Genomic DNA, 25946 nt, shown 5'->3' with positions numbered 1-25946 from the left:
CACCTTTTTTGTAATATTTTCTGAGTCTGTCACTCCTAACTATTACCCATTTATTAGTTTTGATTCAATTAAAAACAGTCTTTAAAGATGGTTTTTCAATGTCGGGGAAATTTTCTGCTATATAAAAATATGTCGCCTTAACTCCATGGACTTTTTTGTCATATTTTACTGCAAAAATTTTGCTAAATTCCTCATATTTTCCTAGTTCCACAAATCTAAAATAATACCTATGATAATATCTTTTTCGTCTTTTTGTTATTGCTAAAGTAGCTTCATAAATTCCATATTCATTTAGATTTCTTTTAATTTCTCTTGAGACAGTTGAGGGTGCAATATTAAGTTGCCTAGCAATAAATCTAATACTTTTGTTCTGCTACAATAAAAACTCAATTTTTACTAAATCTTCAAAACTAAAATGTTTAAATTTTCTTTTTTCCCAGATACTCCAAAAATAAAAAAATGCAAGTATAATATTATTATACTATACGTTGCATTTTTATCTTCGATTTAGGGACTAACACCCAAAGTGTTAGCTTTTTTAAATTTTCAAAGCAACAAAAAGGAGAATACTAATTTCAATACACTTCAAAAATCTATATTGACAAAATAAATAAAATGGGAGGAACTGTTTTGTTGTCTCGTGTAGGAAATTCATTAGATAATAGGGAGGCTGAATACTGATTTTAATTATAAAAAGTGAATGCTTAAACGAGTTAGACTACAGTAAAATAACTTTAGAAGATCTGAAAAAAATAATTGCAGATTATATATTTTGATATAACAACTATAGAATTCAATTAATTTTAAATTGAAAGACACCACAGCGATATGCTATGATATTAAAATAATATTAAATTATTAATTTTTTTGTCTTGCTTTAGTTTTGTGCGTTTTTAACTTTTTTGGCAAAAGTTAATTACCTTTTTTATTAATGATTTAATAAGAAGTAAAAGTAAAAATCATACCTATTTCAAATATTCGGGTCAATAGGAACACCACCAAACTGGAAACTCAAGAAAAATAACTATCAAGGCAAAAACACTGAATTTTAAAACTAAACACTCGCGAATGCAAAATCACTTATTAATCAAATAAAGCAAACTAAAAAAGCTAAATTTTTAACTTAAAAAGCTAAATTATGAAATTTTTAAACTGTTTTTTTAGTTTGAAACAGTAGCAAAAATTAATCTATGGATAAAATAACAAAATCATAAAAAATACAACTACTATTTAAACTCAATGTAAAAAGAAAACTCATTTTTATTTAAATTGAGCCTAAAAAAATATATGAAGTTTTGAAAGAACAATAACCAAAAGCCCTAAATTTATAGATTTCTAAACGGTTAAATTTAAGGCATGCCATCATATTTAAAAATATAATGGAAAATTCGCATTTTCTGATTTTTTATGGCAAAAACATAACCAATTCCCCCTTAATTCAATATCAAAATTTATTAATTATTCTTAAGTGGTTATAATTATAACTTAATTTTTTGTTAGACCAAACATTTTTTTTTTTTTTTTTTACAAAGGCTTAATTTTAAAATAATAAAAATTAAGGTTTAGCGCCAAAAAACCCGGATTTGCGGGTATTTTTGCGTTTTTATATTCACTAAAAATTTTGCCATCAAACTGGCAAACTCAGTTATTTGCTCAGACTTTAACAAAAGAAGTTATAAATTTTTACAAAAGGAACTTAATAAATTTAGTATTAAAAATTATTAGCATATTTTAGCCAAACAAAATTAATTTAAAATAAAAACCGCGAGGTAATCGCGGTTTTCTTACAAAAATATTCTAAAATTTAGAGACCAATTTTATTGTTTTTTGACTGGTAATGATTGACCAACTAGCATTGGAAGTTGATCAATGTTTTGTAAAGGAACTTTAAATTCGAATTCTTTTTTATCTGACTCGTGAAGAATAACAACGATAATATCGGTGTTTTTTATTTCTGATTGAGTTAAATAATCAAGATCAACGCTAGCAACTTTATCTCCAACACTAATATCTTGGCCAGCTTCAACAAAAACCTCAATACCTTTACCTTGAAGTTCGACAGTATCAATTCCGATGTGAATTAAAACTTGGGTTTTATTATCTTTAGAAGCAAATCCAATTGCGTGTTTGGTAGCAAAAACCATTTTAATTTGACCATTAATTGGTGAAAAAATATCTTTTTTACCGGTGTTTCCAACACGAATTGCAAAACCTTTTCCTAATTTTTCTTCAGAAAAAACGCCGTCTTTTACTTGTGCTAATTCAATTAATTCACCTGTTGCTGGAGAATAAATTTCTTCTGGTAAATGGCAAGTTTTGTTTTCACACTTAGTCATTTCAACTTTTTCTGGCATAGGTTTAGCTGGTTTGTTTTTCAAAATTGCGTCAATTTCGTCTTGAGACATAGCTTTAATTAAATCACGTTGGGAATTAATTTTTGCATTCATTTGCTCAGCGATTGGCCCTAAAATTGCCTGAACATGATGTTGTCCTTCAACTTTTATAGCAACAACGCCGGCAGCTTTTAATTTTTGTTCGTCAACAAGTGATAAGTCTTTAATGTCATAACGAAGACGTGATGCACAGTTATTAAAATTGGTAATATTATCAATTCCACCATATCCATCAACGATTGCAAGAACTTGTGGGTCAACTGATGAGGCAGATTTTGAACTATCTTTACGTGCTAAATAATCAGATTTTGTAAATAATTTGGTGTTTGTTCCTCTTCCAGGAGTTTCAAGGTTTTTCCATTTGATAACAAAAAGGAAAACAAAGTAGTAAATTGGTACATAAGCAAGTCCTACTACTAAAACTCACCAGAAATTAGTACCTTTTTGGACAGGAACGGCTCCATAAATTAAAAGGTCAAGAACTCCACCTGAGAATACCATTGGAATGTGAACTCCAGCTAAATTTGCAAACATGAAGGAAAGGGCCATCATAAATGCGTGGAATCCTCAGAAAAGTAGTGGAGATAAGAATAGAAATGTAAATTCAATCGGTTCTGTAACACCAGTTACAAATGAAGTTCCTGCTGCTGGAACAACAGTTCCTGCAGTAACTTTGCGATTTTCTTTTGGCGCTGCCATAATCATGGCCGCTGCTGCTGCTGGAAGACCGAACATCATTCCTGAGAATTTACCGTCAGCAAATCTACCAACTTTGAAACCATGGTTTTCTAAAAAGGTAAATAATGGGATTGAAAATGCTTTGCCGTCTTTGGTGTAATCAATTGTGTTAGCAAATTTTAATAAATAAATTGAACCTGTTGAGTCACCAACAAATTTATCTTTATTTTTAGCAATGTCTTCTAAAATTACCTTAAGTGAGTCACCAGGAATTGTTTGTGCTTCAGTAATTATTTTGTAAATTGTTTCTTTTTTACCATCATCTTTCATGATTTCTTCTGAAAGAACTTTAATTCCTTCACCAAGAGCTCAATCAGTGATAGTTGCACCTGCGTCTCCTCCGGCTGGTGAAAATCAAAGTGGCGCGTAGAAAACATGGTGCAGACCAAAAGGAATTAGAGATCTTTCGATGTAACCAAAAATAAATGACTCAAATCCATAAGGAACTTTTGCAAGTGAAGCACCAAAGAGGTTAAGCCCAATTCCTATTCATGGTCAGAAAATTAAGAAAACAAAAGCTAAAAGCCCCATTACTGGAATTGTAATTAATGCAACAAATCTTTTACCACCATAAAATGAAATCATTTGTGGTAATTGAATTGTATGAAAGCGATTATATAGATATTGAACAACAAGTCCAACAGCTATTCCGCCAAAAACTGAGGTTTGAAGCGCCCTGAATCCGAGAGCACCACCAACAAGCCTTGTTAATCCGGCTGGATCACGCCCTGCACCAGAGAATAAAATAGAAACCCCTTTACCAATGCTTTTTTTAGCATCGGCAGGATCAGGAATATCAACATCAGTGATAAAGACTGTTTGGACTGATGAGAAAACAAGATATCCGATTAATGTTGCAAAAACAGCCACACCGGACTCATCAGTAAAGGCAATAACAAAGGCAATCGCAAATAAAACCGGTAAACCGGCAAAAACAGCATCACCTAGGGCTTGGATAAATTGCCCAAATTGTTTAAGGTTATGAAGCGATTCGGCGTTGTTTGCAATCGCAGCACCAACTCCTAAGAGCAGACCGGCAATGGACATAACTGAGATTGGAAGCATAAAAGCGCCAGATAATTTGGACAAAATTTTACGCAATTTCCCAGCACCAGAGTTGTTGGTGCTCTTTCTTGTTTTTTCACTGAAAATTGATTTAAGTGAAATGGACATTTTTCTCCTTTCTTTTTTTTGTATATATAAAATAATTAATTTGATAAATTGATAACGCAAAAAATCAAATTAATTACCATAATTTTACATTATTTTGTAGGTTTTGCTAGAAAATAATTGAAAAATATATTTTTTTTTAGTTTTTGTCAAAATTTAGCAAAACCTGTCAAAAAAATAAAATAAACCGACAAAACGTCGGTTTATTTATGCAGTGTTTAGCTGAATTATTCAAGAATTAATTTTTCGGCAATAATTAATTCTTTGATCGCTTTTGCAGCAGTAATTTCGTCTTCACCTGAAACTTCAATGGTAAAATTTGATCCCATTTTAATTCCAAGAGCCATTATATTCATGATTGATTTGGCATTACCTGATTTTTCACCAGATATGATTTTAATTTGTGATTTGAATGTTGTTGCTAATTTTGCAACTTTAGAAGCAGGGCGGGCATGAAAACCAAGTTTGTCTATTACTGTTCCTGAAATTATTTCCATTTTGTTCCTTTTTTAAGAAATTAAATCTTTTATAAATTATACATTATTTTGAAAAAATAATGTATAAAATGTTAATAAAAAAAGCGCAAATGCGCTTTTTGTGAAAATTTGGACAACCTGATATGGAGCAAGTGAAGGGAATCGAACCCTCACAGTCAGCTTGGAAGGCTGAAGTTCTACCATTAAACTACACTTGCACTAGCAAAAAATAATTTTACCACAAAATTTTGAATTAGTAGAAATTTTTTTTTTTTTTTTTATAGGTTATGGCAGGCACGACAACGCGCCTCGTATTCGGCGCTATCACCAATTAAGTTTTGTTTTTCTGATTTAACAAGACGGGCCGATGTTGTTGCAGCGCGTTTGCAAATTGTACAAACTGCTTGTAATTTAGTGACATTTTCGGCAATTGCCATTAAATTTGGTAAAACACCAAAGGGTTTACGACGAAAATCCTGGTCAAGACCGCTGACAATCACACGAATTCCTTTGTTTGCAATTTTATCCAAAAAGGGGATAATATCTTCGGAAAAAAATTGAATCTCGTCAATTGCAATTGCCCCATATTTATCTTTTGCAAATAGATCTTTTATTTCTTGAGTTGTTTTAGCACTAAAAGTTGGAATTCTTAGACCTGAGCGCGAAACAATTTCACAATCAGAAAAACGGTTGTCAATTAAAGGCTTTATTACTAAAATCTTAATATTTGCATAAGTTAGAATTTTTATTCTTTTGATTAGTTCATCAGATTTGCCTGAAAACATTGGGCCGGTAATAACTTCAATAATACCTTCGAAAAATTTTTTGTACATAATAAAACCTTGAAATATTTTTTCATCAATGCTATTTTTTATTTTTTAATAAGGAGTTAGAATTATATTATAAATTATTATTTATTTTAAAGATTTGTCATAAGGTATTCCGAGTGCTTTTGGTGCTAAATCTTTTCTGGAAGTAAGACCGAGAATTAAAATTGTAACTAAATATGGTGCAGCTTCAATAATTGCTAAAAAGTCACCAAAATTCCCGGCTAAGCTAATTGAAATTGTGTATAAAAATGAAAAAATTAAGCTATAAATTACAATTAAAATTATTTTTCAACGGCCCATTATTAAAATTGTTAAAGATAAAAATCCTAGCCCTTGAACATCGCCTGTAAATGAAGATCCTAGATACTGGAAATAAAAAGCACCAGCGGTTCCTGCAATTAAACCTGAAAGAAAAACTCCTAGTCATTTCATTCTATTGACATTAATTCCGGCTGCAGCAACTGCGTGTGGATTTTCACCAACAGCCGAAAATCTAAGACCAAATTTTGTTTTGGAAAAAACAAACCAAGTTACAAAAATTAGCGCTGTTACAATTAGTAATTTTAGTGAAAAAATGTTTAGAAATGTTCTATGTGGACCAAAGGCAAGTTCATTTACCGGAGACTCAAAGCGACTACTGTTTCCATAAATTTTAAGCAATGCAAATGCAATTGCTGGCGCCAAAATATTAAGTGCTACCCCTGAGATAATATGATTTCCTTTTAGTTTTATTGTTAAAAATCCATGTAATAGTGAAAATAATCCTGAAAAAAGCGCTGCAAGTGGGATTAAAATTAATTGCATCGCCATGTTTGAAACATCAAAAAGAATTGAAAAAAGACCATAAACTGTAGCCCCAATAATCATAACTCCGTTGATTGCAATGTTTACAACCCCCGCTTTTTCACTATAAAGTCCGGCTATCGACCCTGTTGTTATTATTGAGAAAAAAACAAAGAAAAGCGCTAAAATTGGAATAATTGTTTCTAAAGTCATTATTTTTCCTCCGTTTTTAAAGGTTTTTTAGCTTTTTGGTCTGCTTTAAAATTTTCAATGATTTCAGATTTGAGACTACGAAACTGAAGGTGATGTTCAATAAGTTGCTGTCAAAAGGCGTTAAAATTATTTTTAGCATCAAAATAACCTAACTCATTTAGTTCGATATTCAATTTACGCCTTTTTTGGTTAATTTGCTCAAAAAAGGCTAATTTTTCCTCAACATTTTTCGACTTAAGCGCAAAATCTAGTCCAGATTTGTTTTTTAATTCACTCTTTTTTTGCTTTCAAATTGCGACGTTGTCATAATTCTTAATTTTTAAGTATGCTCTTTTTAGTAGAAAAAGTTTAATGTTTGTTTTTTGAATTTTTATGTAAATTCAAAAAATATTTACTTTTTGGTCTAAAAATAAAGTTAAAAGTTCTGCCTTAATATTTTCAAATTTAGTAATTTCTGTTTGCAAATTCCTAATTTTTTCCTTTTTTTCAGCTTTTATGAGCAATAAACTTAAATTACTGTAGGCAGAAGTTGGTGGCTTTATATTTACATTTTTTGCATTTTTAGCACTGAAAAATCGGCCTGTCCTAGATAAGTATCAAACATTCATCGTTCATTTTAGAGGTTTAAAATGAATGAAAATAACGGATATAGCAGATAAATACACTATAATTCCAATAATAATTTGTGTTGTTTGTTGATTTAAAGCGATTGAATGAGCCTCAAGTGCGTTTGTTCCAATTAGAAGAACTGAGTAAAAAAATGATATTGGAATTATTCCAAAAGGTGAATTAAAAGCTAAAAGCGCTAATAAAATAGCATCAAAACCTTCTCGTGGCATTCCGGCCTGAAGTGTAAAGGATCTTCTATAAAAAACATACCAGGCAAAACCGGCAATCCCGCCGACAATTCCTGAAAAAGTCATCACTGCAATAGTTGTTTTTTTGTTGTTAATTCCGGCATAATTTGCAGCATCTTTATTTTGACCAGTAATTTTTATTGAAAGACCAATTGAAGTTTTTTGCAAAACAAACCAAATTAAAAATGCAAATAATAATGATAAAAATAACATTATTATTGAAAAATTACGGGTTAAAAATATTGATGTTAAAAATGACAGCTCGTTTATACTTTGTGAAGTTAGTGTTGTGGTTTTAAATCCGATATCAAGACTTGTTGATGTAAGGAAAAATTTACCAATGGAAAAAATTATTCAATTTAATAAAATTGTTGAAATAACTTCATTTATTTTCAAATAAGATTTAAGAATACCAACTAGAGCACCCAGAATTCCGCTTACTAAAATACCTAAAAGTGCGGCTATCAGCAACCGAGCATAAATATTAATTGATGTTAAATTTAAAACAATCATCAAGGAAACTATCCCTGAGATCATCATTTGCGCTGGAAGACCGATATTAAATAATCCTGATTTAAAAGGAATTGCAATTGCAATACTAGCAAAAATGAAAATTGACGTAATTAGTAGCAAATTTCTAACTTCATTTCAAGCAAAAGCGATCTTAAAAACAATAGTATAATAAACTTGAAGCGGATTGTATCCAAATGATCAGATAAAAATAAAAGAAACTAAAATTCCAAAGAAAATTGCTCAAAAAGTAGATAAAATCTTTTCAGATAAACTTTTAGAATTGTTTTTTTCTAATTTTTTTCATAAAAAATTAGAAAAAATAGAAAAATTATTTTTTTTCTTAATCATGATTTAAACCTGCCATTAGTTTACCTATTTTATAACGATCAATTTCATTTGCAAAATATTTTTTAGAAATTTGTCCTTTGTTGATAACGCAAATTGTATCAGCTAGTGCCAAAACTTCGTCAAGTTCATATGAAATGAGTAAAATTGTTTTGTTTTTGCTTTTTTCTTCAAGAATTTTTTGATGAACTAAATTTATTGCCCCTATATCAAGTCCGCGAGTTGGCTGAACTATTAAAAGTACTTCGTGATCAGTTAAAATTTCTCGGCCTAGAACAAATTTTTGTTGGTTACCTCCAGATAAAAGTCGGGAATTTTTTTGGCCAGTTTTATCACCTCTTACATCAAAAAGTTCAACAATTTTAGCATATAATTCTTGAACTTTTTGAGTTTTTATATATTTTTTTGAAACATATTTTTGATTTCTCATGTTTCTTATTATTGAATTATCTAAATTTGGCAAATCTAAAACTATTCCGTATTTATGGCGATCGCTAGGAACATAAGAGATTAGACCAAAACGAGAAGAAACACTTGAATTTTCTAAGTTTATAGGTTCGTTATTTTGGTTATAAACCAAAATTTTACCTGTTGAATGAATTAGTCCTGAAATTGCAAGTTCGACTTCGAGTTGACCGTTACCTTCGATACCTGCAATTGCAAAAATTTCGCCTTTGTGAATTTCAAAGTTTAAATTTTCGATTTTTTTATCAAAAGAAGCGCTAAGATTTTCAACTTTTAATCCCACTTGTGTGAAATCTTTTTTAAGTAAATTTTTTGAGCTAACAACTTTTTTACCAACCATTGCCGAAGTCATCTCGGAAATACTGATGTTTTCGAGACTATCAAAGTTAGCAACTACTTCGCCATGACGTAAAACGGTCGCAGAATTTGCAACTTGTTTAACTTCAGATAATTTATGTGATATAAAAATTATTGTTTTACCATTTTTAACAAAAAATCTTAAAATATCTAAAAAGGAATCAATTTCTTGAGGCGATAGAATTGCTGTCGGCTCGTCAAAAATTAAGATATCTGAGTCTCGATATAAAATTTTTATAATTTCAATTTTCTGTTTTACAACCACAGAAGCATCGCCAGTTTTTTGGTCTAAATCAAATTCAATATTGTAAATTTCTTGTATTTTTTTTATTTTTTGACGGGCAGATTGTCGATTTAGAACACCACGATGGGCAAATTCCTGACCTAAAATAATGTTTTCAAAATTAGTATAAGCATCAACTAGTTTAAAATGTTGGTGAACCATTCCTATTCCCAAGTCACTTGCGCGATTAGGGTTGTCGATAAATGATTGTTTTCCGTTTACTTTTATCTGCCCCTCATCTGGTGTATAAATTCCAAAAAGAGTGGACATAAGTGTCGATTTTCCGGCACCATTTTCGCCAATTAGTGCATGGATTGTGTTTTTTTTAACTTTAAAGCTAATATTTTTATTAGCAAAAAAGTTACCAAATTTTTTTGAAACACCGATAAACTCAATTACATTTTCTTCTCTTAGCATTTAACTAAATATTACCAAAAAAAATTAAAAAATCCAGACAAAATAGCCTGGATTTTTTCTTGACTTTAAAAAGCACTGAAATTATTTATTAATTTCAGAAACAAGCTTATTAATTCGAGCTTGTTGATCAGTGTCCATTTCTGGAATTTCTAATGTTTTACGAATATCGGTTGAGTTTGCTGTTTTTTGGTCAAAATGTTTTTTTGCATCTTCGATTGCTTTATCGGCTAAAGTTTTATCTGAATCTGGTAGGGTTGAATCGGCAATGTCCACAAATTTATCCTTATATCCAAGTTTTACAAATGCATTTTTTTGAGATTGAACAAATCCGCCTAAATATTTTGAACTTGATTTTTTAGTATATAGATCGGCAAGAACTGAAAAAAGTGAATATCCTAAATTTTTCAAAATTGATGTGAAAAATCTTCTTCGCGCATTTGTATAAACAAGTGACTGATCAGTATCAACACCTATTAAAAAACGGTCATGATCTCCTGCGGCAATATCTGCAAAAATTCCTGTTAGTGGCCCAGCCACTGCTAGCAATGTTGAAGGAGAACCATTTGCCGCTAAACCTTCAAGTGTTTGTTTGCTTGTTGCATTGACAGCAAAATTTGTATCTAATTTGATTGTATTAGCGGTAATTTTAGTTTTTTTGGTAGGATTTGCGGCATTATATGCTTTAATTCCGGTCAAATATCCAGCAATAAAGTCAGTAACAGCGGCAAAAGCTCCACCACCTACAGTTATTGCAGAACGTTTGTTTGCATCATTTGGATATTTAGCGGCTAAAAACGCTGCATTTGCATAACCTGCAAGATATCCTGCTTCTTCAGTTTTATAATTTAAACGGATGTATTGACCTTGTGGAATTACATCATCCAAACCAGATAAGTCAATTCCGATAACAATGATTTTTTTACTAGTAAATGATTGTTTATTTTCTGGAACAGCAAGTCAAGTTTGTAGAGCTTCAGTGTGTTGAAATCCAGAAAGAACTCAAATATTTTTATTTGTGTTAATTAAGGAATTATATTTTTGTGATAAAGTGTCAGTACTACTATCAACCGCGGTAATTTCTGCACCTGTTATTGCAGCCATTTGTTGAATCGCTTCTCAACTTGACTGATTAAAAGATTTGTCAGTAACAGTTCCATCAGCTGTTACAATTGCGATATTCATTGCAAAATGTTTGGAAGGATCTGATTTTGCTGCACTTATTTCATCTTTACGGGATGAAACTAAATTAGAAATTTTGGAAACATCAGTAATGTTTTGTGTTTGGCCTGAACCAGGAGTTGTTGGTGAACCAGGAGTTTTTTCTTTTTCTCCATCTGTATGATTGTGGCCACAACTAGCAATAATTCCAATTACAGAAACTGGAAAAACTAAACCTAGTTTTAAAAACTTGTTTCACTTAGTTTTCATATTCTCCTCTAAAATTTTAATAATGTTTTTTTGTTGTTTTGTTATTATAACATAAAAAAAAACATTTTTTTGCTATGTTAACAAAAAAATGTTTTTTGATTATTTTTGATATTTTTCTGGGAATTTTTCTTGCATTGTTTTAAGAAAATCTTCTTTTGAATAATGGTGAAAATCTTCATAAAGTTTAGTGCATGTTTCAAATTCTTTAATCGCCTCGTCAAGAGAGATAAATTTTGAGACTTTTGTAATTCCGGGACGTTTTCAATTTTTATAATTGCTAAAAAAATAATGAATTGAATCTAATCACTCCTGAGGTAGACCGTCCATTGAATTAATATGATCTAAACGATAGTCATCATCATGAACTGCAATTAATTTTGTGTCTATCTCGCCGTCGTCTATCATTTCAAGGGCACCTAAAATTCTAGCATTTAGTTGTGATCCGGGTAAAAATTTTTGGCTAGAATAAACTAAAACATCTAATGGATCCCCGTCTCAATCTAGTGTCTCAGGAATGCTCCCATAGTTAGCTGGATAAACAAAATCGCCACGAAGAATTCTATCAACAACTAATTTTTTAGTTTTGGGATCAATTTCATATTTGATATTTGACCCTTTCTCAATCTCAATGTCAACTAAAATTACTTTTTTTTGCATAAAGTCCTTAAAAAATATTTGAAAATAGAGCTAAATTATATATTTTAACGTCTGTTCAAAAGTCTTAATATTTGAATGACTAAACGAAGGAAAGAAATATATAAACCAAGCGCATTTGCGATTCCCAATCTTAAAAAAACACGTTTAATTTCTGTTTCACTATTGTAATGGGTTAAAATTACAGATGATTGATTTCTGATAATTCAAAACTCATATCCGATCATTCCTAATGTAACTGTAATAGCGACAAATGAGTATAAGGTTTCTACAAATGAAGAAAAAACAAAATAGGAAACAATTAAAAGAATGAATTCAATAAAAATACCAATCAAAATTAAAGGTAGTAATTTACCAAAATTGATAACTTGGAAATAACCTAAAATTCCAATTAGGGCCATTATACCACCAGCGCCACCAATTGCTATCATTACATAGTTACCTTGTCCTAAGGCTATTTGAGTAGCGAAGATCAGCGGAATAAGGAAAGAATTAGCCATTACAAAGACAAAATAGAGCAAAACAAGAACGATTGTTGGCGGGTTATCGGCTAATGCTCATCTATTTATATAATATGACAGCCCAAAATTTACTACAATAAGTAAAACAAAAAATAGTAAAAGTCCAGAAAACCTTGATGTAATACCGGCAACTATTCTTAAATAAATAGCAAATAATGAGTCTATTGATAAAATTGCAAAAGTAATTAAGCCAACAAGTAAAATTGCAATACCTAATCACATAATGGAAAAAGACAACAATTTATTTGTTAATTTTTTTGTAGCTTCGTCCGCTCGGCTATAAGCACGATAATCTTTGCGGTCAAAAAAAATATTATTGTGCATTTTTCACTCCTTTTTCTAAAATTTTATTAGATTTAACAAGCCAATAGTTTAGGCCTGCTTTTGTTCTAATAATATTATACTCTTTTTTTAAAATTTTACAAATTTCTTGTAGACTTAATTCAGGATTTTTTTGACGGATCTCGAAAAAAATTAATTCTTGGTCGCTAAATTCCGATGTTAAATTGTTTTTTTGAATTAATTTTCATTTTTTAATAAAGTTTGTCGATGATTCACTTATCTTTTTGGCATTTTTTATGTCAAAATTTGTGATTCGGTTAGCATTAAGATAATGATCACGTTCAATTCTTAAAATTTCTAGTTTTGAAGCTTGTTCAAGTGCGCCGATAGCCATTAAAAAATAAATTATTTCGTTAACTTTTTTTAAGTAAATTTTTAAGCGGTTCTGGTAAAAAATTTGCTTAAAAGTGAATTCTAATTGATTTTGGCGCAAAATATTTAAAACTTTTTCGCATTTTGATTTATCCAAAAACGAAATTTCAAGGTGGTAAGATTTTGACCCTAGCGGTGAAATCGAACCTCCTCCTATGAAGAGTCCGGCAAAAAAATATTGGATATTTTCAGGTGTCTTATCAATTTTAATTAATTTTTTCTCAATACAGATCCAATTTTTGTTTTTTCTAGTTTCTGAAAAATTTAATTGAAATTTTCGAAAAATTTCAATTAATCGAGAATTAATTTCATTTTTGTTAATTCTTAATATAAAAAAGCTTGGATCATCATCTAGTGATGATGAAAAAATTAAACCTTTAACTAAGGAATTAAATTTTGGTCGAGTTAGTCGATTTGCTAAAATTTCAAGTTTTGCTTGTTGACTGAAAGTCATAATTTAACTCTTTTTTGGTTATTTTAACCATTTTATCGTGTTTTTTGTCTGTTTTTTGATATTTTTACTGTTTTTTTATTTATTAAAGAAAATAAAAAAACAGTAACTCCCTATTTTCCTATTTCTAGTATCGTCGGCGTAAAAAGGCTTAACTACTGAGTTCGGAATGGATTCAGGTGATCCCTTTTGCTATTGTTACTGTTATGTTTATAATTATATCACAAAAAAAAGTTTTGTGCAAAATATTTTTTTTTTTTTTTTTACAGGCAGGAAAACTAACTGGTTAGTTCCTTAATAAATGCATTTGTAAGAACTTGAGAGATTGACTCTTGGTCTGCAAGATCCACAGAATCATAAATTGCTAGACCACGAACAGTTACTGTTGAACCAGATTTGTCTACAGGGTTTGGACCTAAATAACTTCAATCAAGGTGACCATTAAATATATCAGGGTATGAATCTTCTAAATTTAAATTAGATACAATTTTTTGAGACAATGGATTACGAGAAGAACTTAAAGTAAATGTGTAATCAGCATCCTTTTTAGAAATAGTTAAAAATAACAAATCATCTTCTTTAAGTAAATCAAAATTAGCACTTTGATTAGTTAAATTGATATTTTTTTGAGAAAAAATATCAAAACTTAACGGTGCTGTGTAGTTTCTTTCAAGTTTGGACTCTTTAATTTCAAAAAGTCCTGCTGCGTTACCTTGAACACCAGAAATTAGACCAACCGCTGGGTAGGCTGTTTGACCTGAAGCAGCATTAGAACCATTTTGGTCTAGACCAATTACTAAAGTCTCTTTTTTATCAAAATCAACTTTTGAAATAAATAAGCCTTTACCTTCTTTAGATGAAAGTAAATGAGTCTTTTTGTTTTTAGTAATGTTTTTTAGACTAAAAGCTAACATTACTACACCATTTTTAAGAGCTGGTTGAGTACCTTTTCCTAAAATTACAGGTTTTTTTAGTACAATTCCATCTTGTGGGTTGGCGCTATTTTGAACAGGAGTTGAAGGTGCAGGGGCGGTAGCTGTTGTGGTGGTAGCTTCGCTGGTTTGAACTGTTTCCGCGACCGGCATTGAAACTTCTGTGCCTTCTTCGCCCTCCGCTGTTTCTTCGATCATTTTACTATTTAGTTCAATTTCAATATCAGTTCGATTTAATGATGAGATTTTTGAAACAGTTCCATTTTCAGTTTTTTGATTTTTTCTAAAATCAAAAAGAACTAGCGGATTATATTTAACTAAATTATCATAAGACTGATTGTCTTCAAGATTTTGAATTGAAAAAATTAATTTTGCTGGTTTTGATGTAGTTTCTCCAGTTGTTTTTTGATTAAAACTCATAACTACATCAACTTGGCTGTTAGAATTTTTAACAACTTCATAAGAAACATCAGAATTTTCTAATTCTGGATAGTTAGATTTTTGTAAAAATGACCAAAGTTTAATACCTAAACCATCTGTAATTTCAGTTTTTTCAGGTGTTTGGGTTTGAGTTGGTGTCTCTTGAGGTAAATCCTGAAAAGCAGATGCTTGTACAGGGGTTGCGGCAGCGGCAGCTGCAGGAGCAGCAGTACCTGTTGATCCTTCAGTTGTTGTTTGGGAATTGCTTTCTGCTGGAGTTGAGGTTCCTGTTGAAGTTGAAGGTTGAGAAGAAGTTTGGTCTGAAGCTTGAGTTGAATCTGAAGTTGGAGGTGTGGTTGAAGTTTGATCTTCTGTTGGTTTTTCTGCTTTTTCTTCAGATTTTTTCTCAGGTTGAGGGAACATTGCTGAATATTTTTGTTTGTATGCTTCTAATTTAGTAGTGTCCTCTGCTTGGTATCCGTGATCTAAAAAATAAAGTTTTCTAGCTACTTCATCAAATGTTTTTTGTTGTTTAGCATCTTCAACAACTTCTGAAACTAGAGATTTTATATATTCTAAAGTTAATTTTGGACCATTAGGATTTTCTTTGAATTCAAAAGTTCTAGCTAGAGGATTAAAGTTTTGAACTTTTGGATCTTGAAAATCAATCTTATCTAAATTTGAAAAGTCAATTTGTGAATTTCGTTGTAAAGCGGAATTTAGAACTTTTCGCTGATTTTCATCATAATCAAGTTGAACTTCAAAATTAGATTTTGAAGAATCAAGATCAACTAAAACAAATTTAGAATTACTTCCTTTTCCTAATGTGGCAAGTGAAGATTCAAGAACTCGCGGATAATTTGACTTAACAAATTCACTTTCAAGGTAAGGAGCTTCAATATTTAGTTGTTTTTTTACACTAAAATCAACTTCAAAAGAAACTTTATTTTCTTTTAAAAGTTTATCTTTTTGCTCTTGGGATAAATTTTGTGCTAAACCAATTGAATTAATTTCAACAAGATAGCCTTCAAGCCCAGGAATTTGTATAGTATTTAATTTTCAATCAAAAAAAGAATTAAAATCCTGAGGGTTAATTTGAACTTTTTCGGTTGTAGCTTGTGAATTTTGACCTGAATCTTGGAAAAGTTGGGTTGAAACTTGATTATGTCGTGCATTTTGTTGAGAGTTTTGCGTAATTCTGCTCAAGACTTTGGCGACATTAACGGGGTTATTATCGGTTTTGTAAATGGTTTGAGCCAAACTTAGATTATCTTTAACAAGCGCAAGTTGAACAAAAGGTTTTAATTGAATTACATCACTAAATTTTGAAAGAATTTGTTGCTCGACACTTTTGACATCAACACTTAATTTTTTAATTCCTAAAATTGGAAAATCAAATTCTTTGACAATTTTTCCGTTTGGGTCAATTAGCTCAAAAGAAATTGAAAGAGTTCCTGCTTTATCGTTATGATTTTTGAAAACCAAGTTTTCAACATTCATCAAGCTATCAACTCTTTTGGTTTCTGAATCAGCAATCATAACCATTTTTTCTTGTTTAGCTTTTTGGTTTTCAACTGTTTTTGGGGACAAAACATAACCTTTTTCCAAAATTGTTGGTAAACCTAAAGTGTTAACCAAATTATAAGTTAAGCCATTTTGAAATAAAGCATCAGAAAATGCTTGAGTCTTTGAGCGTGATATTTTATATGAAGCTTGAAAATCATTGTCAAGTTTAAAAGCAACTTCAGAAGCTGTTAAATTAGAACTTTTTGTTGCAGAAAGTTCTAATTTTGATTTTTCAAGATCAATTTGGAATCCAACTAAATCACCATCAGCTTTATCACTTTGAGCAAAACCTTTAAGGTCGGTTTGTTTTGAATAAGTAAGTTTAAATTGATCTGAATGAGCATAAACTACAACATTTTTTACTTCGCTACCAGAGGCAGTTGCTTTTTCAATATCTAAAACTACCCGAAAATTGTGCTTAGTAATTGGAGTAAAATCATATGCTTTTAAAAAATTGAAAGCATATGAAGGATTGTTAGCTAAGGCAAGTGCTGTTTTTGCCGATAAATTTTTATATTGGTCGTGCAATTTTAGATTATTAAGGGCATTAATAAAATCTTCTTCACTAAAAGTTGTCTGAGTTTTTAGATCTACAACTTGATTTTTATCAACATTACCAAAAATTTGCGAACTATATGAACGCTCAAAAATTGTTAGACCAATCGGAACTGCAACAATTGTTGTAAGAATTGCTGTAATCGAAAAACCTGTTGAAATTATTGTTTTTGCATTTTTTATTTTGTTTGTTTTATTAAGCATCTTTTTCTACTTTCTAAAAAATTATGTTTTAGCACTAAATTATTTAGCTTGCTGTTGAGGCTGTGGTTGTTTCGGTTGTTGGTTCTGAAGTTGTTGAACTTGGTTCCGTAGCGGTTGTTTCTGGAGCGGCTGGTTTCGGTGTTTCTGGAAGTTTTTGAATTCTAATTTGGAAATTAAGTTGAGATTTTTCGGTGTTTTGGGGTTGGGTTTCGGTAGATTCAGATTCGCTTTGAGCGTTTTTGGTAACTTCGAGGAGAACTATTTTTATTTTGTCAGGGTGGAAAACATCTTTTGTTTCAGATTTAACACTAAGGGCTAAAGTTGGATCATATTTTTTGATAATTTCTTGAATTTCTTTAAACTCTTTTGTATTTTCAAAAGCTTTTTGTGGAGTTTGATCTCCACTAGTTTGGGTAGTGGCTATTTTTTCAAATTCAGTTTTTTCATATTGAAGCAAAGAATAAGAAGGTGGAATACTTAAAACCGCTTTATTTAGGGTCTTTTTTTCTTCAGATTGTCTTTGATCATTTGTAGAAACCAAAATTTTTAAAGCTGTTTTAGGACTTTGATATTCTTCAGTCTTAGTTTGTTTATTGAAAATTTTGTAATAATAAGTAAGATTGTACCCTTCAGATCCGGTTGGAATATCGGTTCCTGTTGAATAATTTGCTGCACCAGTTTGTTTTTCAAAAACTATTTGATAATCTAAATCTAAGCCAACTTTTGCTCAAGCTCTAAAATTATTAAGTTCTTTAGCCTTAACATAAAACGCAAGTAATAAATCTTTTAAATTAGTCAGTTTTTCTGTTTTTGTTGAATAAAAACTCTTTACTAATTCTTCAACGGGTTTAGCTGTTTGTTGAGTTTGCTCAGTGCCGGTTGAAACTAGTGTTAGGACTCCGGTATTTGAACTTGAGTTACTACTTTCATTAATTTTTTTAGTATTTTCGCGAATTTCTTTGTAGATATCTTCAGGTTGACCTGTTGTTTCCGAAGAACCTTGTTGAATTTTTGCTGGAGTTATTTTGTTAAGTTTTTCAAAAATTTTGTCATCATCATGGTCATTTTTAAATTGATCAGCAATAGTTTTTGGTAAAAATAAGTTAGAAATTCAACCTCTTGTGTCAAAAGTTTTAACATGACCATTAAAATCTAGACCCATAATGTCAGACTCAGACTTAAATTTTATATCATTTGCGTTTTTAAAAATGTTACCTTCTTTAATGTCTGTTATATTTATTTTTTCATTAGGATCAATCAAGTTTGCTGATTTTGCAATTTCAAAAAGATATTCTAAAATTTCAGTTGGCTCCATACTTAATAAATAAGCATAAAAAGCAGCAACATCATGCTCGTTTGTGAAAAATTTGTTAGATTTTAATGATTTAATTTTAAAAGGTGAACCCGTTTGGTCATCAGATTGAAAATCAAGAAAATCATGTAATTTAGGGAATTTTTGATTTCCTGTTCATGATTTTAGCATTGCTTCATGGGGATTAAAATCATATCCATACTGGAACTTATTTGATAAAATTTGCTTTAATTCTTCAGATTTTTGATTATCAGTTCCAATTAATTTTTCTAGCTCAGTTTTAGAAATAAATGAAGTTGCGGTTACAATTTTTTCTTCATGAATTCTAGGCTGATTTGATGAAGTAGTAGAAACTGCAACTTGTTGAAGTTGAGGAGAATTGTCTGGTAAAGAATTAATAAAATAAAATTCTTGACGATTTTTGTCAAGTTGATGAGTTGCGCCAGTTGTTTCAGTTTTTTGTTTGAAATATTTTATTTCAAAAGTTTCTTGTTTTGATTTTAATAGTTTAGGGTTGTTGTCACCAAAAAAACTTGAATAAAGGTTAATATTTACCGGAATTTCAAGAGTATTTGAGGTTGCCTTTGCACGATTAATATCAAGGTAAAAATCAACTCCTGATACTTTTCTTTGTGAAAAATATGGAGAAAGTTCGCCAAAATCAAGAGAAATTGGTTTTATTAAAAGATTATCATTGATTGCTTTTACAACAGATTTAGATCGAGCTTGATTTGATTTATAAAGATCTTTATTTATTTTTTCTAAAAATTCTATCGAAGTAGTTGAATTAACGGCGAGTTTGTTAACAAATTCCTCAAGACTTTGTGATTTTGTTTCAGGGGCAGTAGCTTGTTTTGATGATTCTGCTTGGGGTTGGGCACCTTCAGTTCCTTGAGCTTGCTGTTGATCTTGTCCTTCTTGTTGCACTTGGCCTTGGAATAATTGGACTGAATTTACTTGCTGAAGTTGAGGTAATGGCTCAGAAGTTGATGAGGAAGCTAAATTAACTGCAACAGTTGAAGAGCTTGGGGTTGTAATTGCCCCTGAAGCAATTTTAAAATCAAGAAAATTTAGTTTTCTGAGTGAAATTTTAGACAAAATATCATCTAAATCAGCAAAATAAGTTGGTTGTTTTGCTTGTTTTTCACCAGATTCAGTGGTGTTTCCTCCATTATTTGCATCTTGACTTGAGTTAGAATTTGAACTAACTTGTGGAACTAAATCAATTTTTTCAAGTAGTTGAGCATCTTCAATATTAAAATTTTTAAGTTCAAATTTTGCATCATCAGTTAATTCAGCTTTAACTAAAAAACTTGGAACTGAATTTGAATCAACTGAAATAAAATTATTTGTTCCAGGATGTTTTTCTAAACTAAAATTGTAAATTGTTCCTTGTTTAAAAGGGAAAGAATTATTTTGATCAAAATTTAACTCGTTAATTATTTTTCGAAAATCAGGGAAATATTGAGCTATTTTTTCAACTGCCTCAAGTTGAGTTCCAGCTCTATTAATGTCAGCGGCAAAATCCTCAACACGAGTTAAGGATGCGATTTTTTGATCAGTTAAATTTGGACTTGAAAAACTAGAACTAAAATCTGTTCTTCTTAAATTTTGGATGTTTTCTTTGAAACTTTTAGTAATTTTTTCTAAATTGGAATTAAATTCGGCAAGAGCAAATTGTGAACGTTGTGCAAATGAAACTTTTTTAGAAATAATTGTTGAAAATGCTGTGCGATTGTTGTCAATTTGGTGTTTTGCGCGAAAGCGAAGCTCAAAACTTTGATCATTATCGTTTGGAATTAAGTCAATAAATTCTAAAAATGGTTTATTTGGTGCAAAAGTTGGTTCAAATTTGCGTAATTGGGAGTTAACTTGTGTGTAAAAAGATATAAATTTATTTAAATCTGTGCCAGCTAATAATTTTCCACTGTTGTCAAAAAGTTGTGTTTTTATTTGACTATATGTGGTAGAATCATCAAAGACATCAGTTTTAAAGGCAACATTATGGATTCGAGAAACTAAATTTTCTAACTCAGCTCGCGGATTTTCTCCTGTATAGCGAATTCGAGTTACAAGTCCAACCGTTGTTGCAAAAATAGCAACGCCGCCAACGGCGGTCAATGCTAATATTAATGAATTTTTGTTTTTTTCGGGCATCCTTTCTCCTTTTTTATTTTTGTGTATAGATACATAATTATATCATAAATCGCTATTTTTTTATGTTTTTATGTAATTTTAACCAAAAAAACTCATTTAAAAATGATTTTATTTTTTAAAGATTTTTTATCCATTCAGTCAAAATTAGATTTACTTTTTTAGGATCAGCATTTCCTTTTGTTTTTTTGATTAATTTACCTATCAGAATTTTAAATAATTTTTCTTTATTATTTTTATTTTGCCCAATTTGACTAGTTTCCTCACTAACAAGTTCAGCCAAAAGAATTTTAATCTCATCATCAGATAATTTTTTTTCAAAAATTGTTTTTATAATGCTGTCAAGATCTAAGTTAGGTTCGTTATTTTTTATTTCAATTATTTGACGAAATTCACTATTAGTTATTTGGTTATCTAACAATTTTTTGACTGAATTTCCAAAAAAATCAGAGTCAATAAAAAGCTGGTCAAAACCGTTTTTGTTAATAATTGGAACTATTTCAGCAAAAAACAATTTTACACTTTGGGATCAGTTTTCTGGATTTGAATTTTTTAAAAAAGTTCAAAATTCAAAATTATTTAAAATTTGATTAATATAAAATGTAGAAACACCGTATTTTTCGAGCTTTTTTTGGATTTCCAAAGGACTAAGTGGGACTTGGATAGAATCAATAAATTCTTTTGTTAATTCGATATAAGGTAAATTTGGTTCAGGGAAATATTTATAATCTATGGCATCCGTTTTGGTTCGTAAAGTTTGATTTTTTATTAGTTTATCGTTAAATTTTTTAGTGACCTGAGAAACTTTTTGGCCTTTTTCGTAAGTATTAATTTGTTCTTCAATTTCAAGTTGGGCAGCTTTTTGGATATTAGAAATTGAATTTATGTTTTTAATTTCAACTTTTGGATTAAAAAATGGCTGATTTTTTTCACGAACTGAAATGTTTATGTCAGCCCGAAGCGAACCATTTTCTAGTTTTGCATCTGAAATACCTAAAAATAAAGCTAATTTTCTAATTTCATCAACATATTGAGCGGCTTTTTTGGCCGAATCTAGCATCGGCTGAGTCACTATTTCAATTAAAGGAACGCCACAGCGATTATAGTCGAAAAATGTTTGATTTTCTTTATGAATTTGCTTTGCTGTGTCTTCTTCAAGGTGAATTCTTTCAATTAAAACAGAAAAATCGCCAACATTTATTGAACCATTTTTTCCAATTGGATAAAATTGCTGGGTAATTTGAAAACCTTTTGGCAAATCAGGGTAAAAATAATTTTTCCGGTCAAAAGCTAATATTGATGGAATTTCCATTTTTAAGGATTTTGCTAAAATTATTGCTTTTTCGACAGCTTTTTTATTTATTTTTGGCAATGTTCCAAGATAACCTAAATCAAAAAGATTAAAAAATTTATTAGGTTGACCACTTAAATTTGGCGAATCTGAGAACATTTTTGCATTTGTATTAAGTTCTAAGTGAATTTCAACCCCAATAGTTACTAAATATTTATTATTCAACATTGATGTCACCTATTTTTTCTTCAATATAAAGTGAAAAACCTAATAAACTTGCATCAGAGTTAATTTTTGAGTCAATGGCTAGATTAAAAGGTAAATTTTTGTGTTTTCCTAATGGGATTGTTATCGAAGGATTTCCGACTAAATTAGAAATTGCAAGTATAAAATTCGTAATTTTGTCACTTTTTTCACTGTTTTTTCCAAAAACATCAGGGGCAACCCCATAAAAAGCAGGAAAAAGCACTATATCAAACTGATTTAAAAGTGATTCATAATAATTTTTAATTAGGGTTCTTATTTTTTTTGCTTTAATAAAAAAATGTTCTTGATTTTTCTGCTCAAGGAAAAAAGATCCTCAAATAAGTCTTTTTTGGAGCATAAAGCCAAATCCGTCTGTCCTTGTTTTTAAAAAAATATCTTCTCATTTTAGATTTTTGTCCGTATTCCCAAAAGTTAAACCGTTTATTGCTGATAAATTCGAAGTAGCTTCTGAGTAAGAGATAATTTCATAAACTGGTAAAATTGTTTTTAGCAAATTTAAATCTGGAATGATGTTTTCAACCAAAACACCCTCAGATTGTAAAATATGCTCTAATTTATAGAGTTTTTCTTTAACATAAGGTTCAATTTCGTTGTCAAAATTTCAGAATAAAACTTTTTTTGGCTTAGTTTTTTCAACTTTTTGAACTTGTACTTCAACAGAAGTTAAGTCGTTTTTATCTTGACCAAAAACTGTTTGAGAAACCAAAATCGAATCACTAACATTGTGGGTAAGTCAAGCAACCGTGTCAAGAGAAGTTGCATAAGCAAACAAACCGTGACGAGAAACAGCCCCATATGAAGGTTTAAAACCGACTTTTCCGACAAAACTAGCCGGTCTTCTTATTGAATCACCGGTGTCTGAGCCGATTGCGAAATGGACAGAATCAATTGTTGCTGCACTTCCTGATGATGAGCCGCCAACTAGTTTAGTTTTGTCAAGTGGATTTAAAATTTTACCAAAAAAAGAAAAAAGACCTTTGCCACCTAGTCCTAATTCGTCATTATAAACCTTAATTAATGGCTGGGCTCCTTGATCGATTAATTTTTGAAAAACTGTTGAATTATATCCAGGTCTAAAATTAATAAGCGAATTTGATGAACCATGCGAAACTCCTTCAACGGTGGCAAAATTTGATTTTATGCTAAAAAACATGCCTGACAATATTCCTTTTTTTTGATTTTTTTGTTCAAAAAAAGAAAAAACAGCATTATTTTCATCTTTTTTTAATTTTTCAGTTGCCTGATTTATATCTAGTTCAAATTTAGTCATCAATCACCTTTTTGGTTATAATTTCATTTTGACTTGCGTGGACTGAATTTGTAAAAAGTTGAGGTCTAAAATCAGAAAAATTTGGCTCGTCATCGAATAAAATTTCAATTCCTTTTGGAAAAGAGTTAATTTTTTCCAAACTAGGAACGTCTTTTGTATCAAAAGTATGCAAAAAATTAATGCGGTTTAGCATTTCATCTTTTTCTTGTAAAACGGTTTCAATTACTTTTTCACTAGGAACAAAATACAACAATTTTGCAAGTTTGATTATTTTTTCTCTATCCATTTTGCCTCCAATTTTGTTATTTTAATTTTTATTAAATTTAAAATTATACTAGAAATTAGGGTTTAATTTGAATTTTAGATAAAAAATAACGAAAATCTATGGTTTTCATCATTCTGGTTTTGAGACAAATTTTTTGCCGTTTAAATAAGATAAAAAGCCGTCTAAATTATTGAATTTTAAAGAAAATGAATGCAAAAATAAGCGACTTTTTTGCTCGCCATTGTATTTTTCATCACCAAAAATCGGGAAACCTAAATGCGATAAAGTTAGTCGTATTTGATGTTTTTTGCCAGTATGTAAAATCGCAAAATTTCTGTTGTTTTTAGAAAAAAATGTCGTGGAAATAAGGTAACATCCTACTTCATTTTTACAAACTTCCATTTTTTTATTAAGGTCATTTTTCCTTATAAAAAGATCGGTTTTTATAGGTTTTTTTAACTTTAATTTTGATTCAAAGGTATAAATTTTCTCAAAAAATTTCTGCTTTTTATTAAGTTCAACAACACTTTTATAATTAAGTCCGTATAAAATAATTCCAGATGTTTTTTTATCAAGACGCCCCACATGTGAAGGCATAAAAACATCTGTTTTTTCTATTTTTAAATAATTTCAAACGGCCAAATCAAGGTTGCTATTACCACCATGAACCTGTAAATCCTTAGGTTTTTCAACAATTAAAATATTTGAGTCCTGATAAATTATTTTTAAATTTGTCTTTATTTTAGGTAACTTTTTTTGATTTTGAACTTCTTTTTTAGAGTTAAAAATCAAAACTCTGTCACCAAAAGCCAGCAAATATTTTTGTGATTCAGTCTTATTATTGACTTTTATTTTTTTATTACGAAAAAGCTTTTGAATTTCGTTGTAATTGAAATTCAAAAGCAATTTTTTAACTAATTGAATAAGTTTTTGACCTACTTGATTTTCAGATACGCTAAATTCTATCATCCAAATTATGCTTGATTTTCTGAACCAAATTCGACAATTTTAGCCTCGACAAGTTCTTGGATCGCTTTTGTTCCTGGAGCTAATAATTTTCGTGGATCAAAATTTTTGCCTTCTTTAATTTTTCCAGAAACAACAAAATCTGTGACAGCAGCCGCATTTGCTTGTTGAAGTTCGGTGTTTACGTTAATTTTTGCAATTCCTAATTTGATTGCTTTTTGAATTTGATCTTTTGGAAGACCACTACCACCATGTAAAACCAGTGGAAGTTGAGTTTTTTCTGAAATTTGGTCTAAAACATCAAAATCTAAAGATTTTCAACTAGGCGGATAAACGCCATGAATATTTCCAATTCCGGCAGCTAAACAAGTAATTCCAGTTTTGGAAATCTCATATGCTTGATTAACATCAGCAATTTCGCCATTTCCGATAATTCCGTCTTCCTCGCCACCAATTTGGCCAACTTCAGCTTCGACTGTTGCATTTTTTGAATTTGCAAGTTCGACAATTTGTCTTGTTAGTTCTAAATTTTTTGAAAATTCTTCTCTTGAACCATCATACATAACTGAAGTAAAGCCTGTCTCAAGAGCTTTTTTGCAAGTCTCAAAACTTCCATGATCCAAATGAAGGGCAACAGGAACACTTATTTCTAAAAATTCAATTAAATTTGTCACTAAATTATAAACTGTTTTTAAACCTCCCATATATTTTAGCGCACCTTCTGAGGTCGCGATTATTAAAGGAGATTTTTTAGCCTGGGCACCAAGAAGTGCGGCTTTTGTTCATTCAAGATTATTTATGTTAATATGTGGAATTGCATATTTGTTTTTACGAGCTTTTTCCAACATTGCTTTTGTATTTTGTAGATTCATTTTACACCTTTAAAAAAATTAAATTAAAATATCACTTCTAAGGGCTCAGTAATTATTGCCCAAAGCAACAAAACTACCATCAATTGTCAGTAGTTTATAGAGCTCGCCTCTTTTTAAAGTTAAAATTTTATCTGTTGATAAATTAGGTAATTGATTTTCTCATTTTGACATCAGGGCAATCTGAACTTCAAGAAAAATGTCGCTAAAATGGGCAGATTCTCGGTTTTTTAGAAAATTTATTGCTATTGAAATTATAGTTTTCAT

General features: G+C 30.2%; 18 protein-coding genes, 1 tRNA gene, 1 rRNA gene and 2 pseudogenes. All 22 read right to left on the bottom strand.

Going from position 1 to position 25946, the window contains the following annotated elements:
• Positions 1-211, bottom strand: a pseudogene (locus MOSC01_RS04840) (IS30 family transposase); the annotation flags it as partial.
• Positions 212-307: 96 nt separating this feature from the next.
• Positions 308-361 (bottom strand): annotated as a pseudogene (locus MOSC01_RS04990) (hypothetical protein); the annotation flags it as partial.
• Positions 362-1817: 1456 nt separating this feature from the next.
• A complete protein-coding gene (locus MOSC01_RS0101375) occupies positions 1818-4304 on the bottom strand; it encodes a PTS transporter subunit IIABC (protein ID WP_010321032.1) in 2487 nt (828 codons plus the stop codon).
• A 224-nt stretch (positions 4305-4528) separates the two neighbouring features.
• Positions 4529-4798 (bottom strand): HPr family phosphocarrier protein, encoded by a 270-nt coding sequence (locus MOSC01_RS0101370; RefSeq protein WP_010321031.1) that lies wholly within the window; start codon positions 4796-4798, stop codon positions 4529-4531.
• Between the two features lie 123 nt (positions 4799-4921).
• Positions 4922-4995 (bottom strand) — tRNA-Gly (locus MOSC01_RS0101365).
• A 60-nt stretch (positions 4996-5055) separates the two neighbouring features.
• Complete coding sequence (locus MOSC01_RS0101360) at positions 5056-5610, bottom strand: thymidine kinase (RefSeq protein WP_010321030.1); 555 nt, start codon at positions 5608-5610, stop codon at positions 5056-5058.
• A gap of 81 nt (positions 5611-5691) precedes the next feature.
• Positions 5692-6603, bottom strand: a complete 912-nt coding sequence (locus tag MOSC01_RS0101355; RefSeq protein WP_010321029.1) for an ABC transporter permease — start codon at positions 6601-6603, stop codon at positions 5692-5694.
• Entirely contained in the window at positions 6603-8321 is a 1719-nt protein-coding gene (locus MOSC01_RS0101350; RefSeq protein WP_010321028.1) for an ABC transporter permease, read from the bottom strand. Before MOSC01_RS0101350 ends, MOSC01_RS0101355 begins: the two co-directional genes overlap by 1 nt.
• The gene (locus MOSC01_RS0101345; protein WP_010321027.1) at positions 8314-9840 is read right to left on the bottom strand and encodes an ABC transporter ATP-binding protein; all 1527 of its coding nucleotides are present in this window, start codon (positions 9838-9840) and stop codon (positions 8314-8316) included. Before MOSC01_RS0101345 ends, MOSC01_RS0101350 begins: the two co-directional genes overlap by 8 nt.
• Before the next feature lie 81 nt (positions 9841-9921).
• Positions 9922-11268: a BMP family ABC transporter substrate-binding protein gene (locus MOSC01_RS0101340; protein ID WP_010321026.1), complete on the bottom strand. Its 1347-nt coding sequence runs from the start codon at positions 11266-11268 to the stop codon at positions 9922-9924.
• Positions 11269-11367: 99 nt separating this feature from the next.
• A complete protein-coding gene (locus tag MOSC01_RS0101335; RefSeq protein ID WP_010321025.1) occupies positions 11368-11925 on the bottom strand; it encodes an inorganic diphosphatase in 558 nt (185 codons plus the stop codon).
• 44 nt (positions 11926-11969) lie between these two features.
• Positions 11970-12767, bottom strand: a complete 798-nt coding sequence (locus tag MOSC01_RS0101330; protein ID WP_010321024.1) for an MAG0110 family membrane protein — start codon at positions 12765-12767, stop codon at positions 11970-11972.
• On the bottom strand, positions 12757-13611 hold the full coding sequence (gene whiA / locus MOSC01_RS0101325; RefSeq protein WP_010321023.1) for a DNA-binding protein WhiA: 855 nt from the start codon (positions 13609-13611) through the stop codon (positions 12757-12759). The genes MOSC01_RS0101330 and whiA overlap by 11 nt, the downstream gene beginning before the upstream one ends.
• A gap of 97 nt (positions 13612-13708) precedes the next feature.
• Positions 13709-13814: ribosomal RNA gene (rrf, locus tag MOSC01_RS0101320) — 5S ribosomal RNA — on the bottom strand.
• Positions 13815-13886: 72 nt separating this feature from the next.
• Entirely contained in the window at positions 13887-17285 is a 3399-nt protein-coding gene (locus MOSC01_RS04110) for a P110/LppT family adhesin N-terminal domain (RefSeq protein WP_010321022.1), read from the bottom strand.
• 43 nt (positions 17286-17328) lie between these two features.
• On the bottom strand, positions 17329-20754 hold the full coding sequence (locus tag MOSC01_RS04105) for a P97 family adhesin (RefSeq protein ID WP_010321021.1): 3426 nt from the start codon (positions 20752-20754) through the stop codon (positions 17329-17331).
• Positions 20755-20869: 115 nt separating this feature from the next.
• The gene (gatB, locus tag MOSC01_RS0101305) at positions 20870-22270 is read right to left on the bottom strand and encodes an Asp-tRNA(Asn)/Glu-tRNA(Gln) amidotransferase subunit GatB (RefSeq protein WP_010321020.1); all 1401 of its coding nucleotides are present in this window, start codon (positions 22268-22270) and stop codon (positions 20870-20872) included.
• The gene (locus MOSC01_RS0101300; protein ID WP_010321019.1) at positions 22260-23579 is read right to left on the bottom strand and encodes an amidase family protein; all 1320 of its coding nucleotides are present in this window, start codon (positions 23577-23579) and stop codon (positions 22260-22262) included. The genes gatB and MOSC01_RS0101300 overlap by 11 nt, the downstream gene beginning before the upstream one ends.
• Positions 23572-23865, bottom strand: coding sequence for a hypothetical protein (locus MOSC01_RS0101295; protein ID WP_010321018.1), 294 nt, complete (start codon positions 23863-23865; stop codon positions 23572-23574). Before MOSC01_RS0101295 ends, MOSC01_RS0101300 begins: the two co-directional genes overlap by 8 nt.
• 96 nt (positions 23866-23961) lie before the next feature.
• The gene (locus MOSC01_RS0101290; RefSeq protein ID WP_010321017.1) at positions 23962-24813 is read right to left on the bottom strand and encodes a pseudouridine synthase family protein; all 852 of its coding nucleotides are present in this window, start codon (positions 24811-24813) and stop codon (positions 23962-23964) included.
• Between the two features lie 5 nt (positions 24814-24818).
• A complete protein-coding gene (fba, locus tag MOSC01_RS0101285; RefSeq protein ID WP_010321016.1) occupies positions 24819-25682 on the bottom strand; it encodes a class II fructose-1,6-bisphosphate aldolase in 864 nt (287 codons plus the stop codon).
• An 18-nt stretch (positions 25683-25700) separates the two neighbouring features.
• Complete coding sequence (rpoE, locus tag MOSC01_RS0101280) at positions 25701-25946, bottom strand: DNA-directed RNA polymerase subunit delta (protein ID WP_010321015.1); 246 nt, start codon at positions 25944-25946, stop codon at positions 25701-25703.

Origin of the sequence: Mesomycoplasma ovipneumoniae SC01, from assembly GCF_000218525.1 — a bacterium.
GTDB classification, from domain to species: Bacteria; Bacillota_I; Bacilli_A; order Mycoplasmatales; family Metamycoplasmataceae; genus Mesomycoplasma; species Mesomycoplasma ovipneumoniae_A.
The sequence above is the reverse complement of the archived record's forward strand: the minus strand, read 5'-3'. Positions and strand labels throughout refer to the sequence as shown.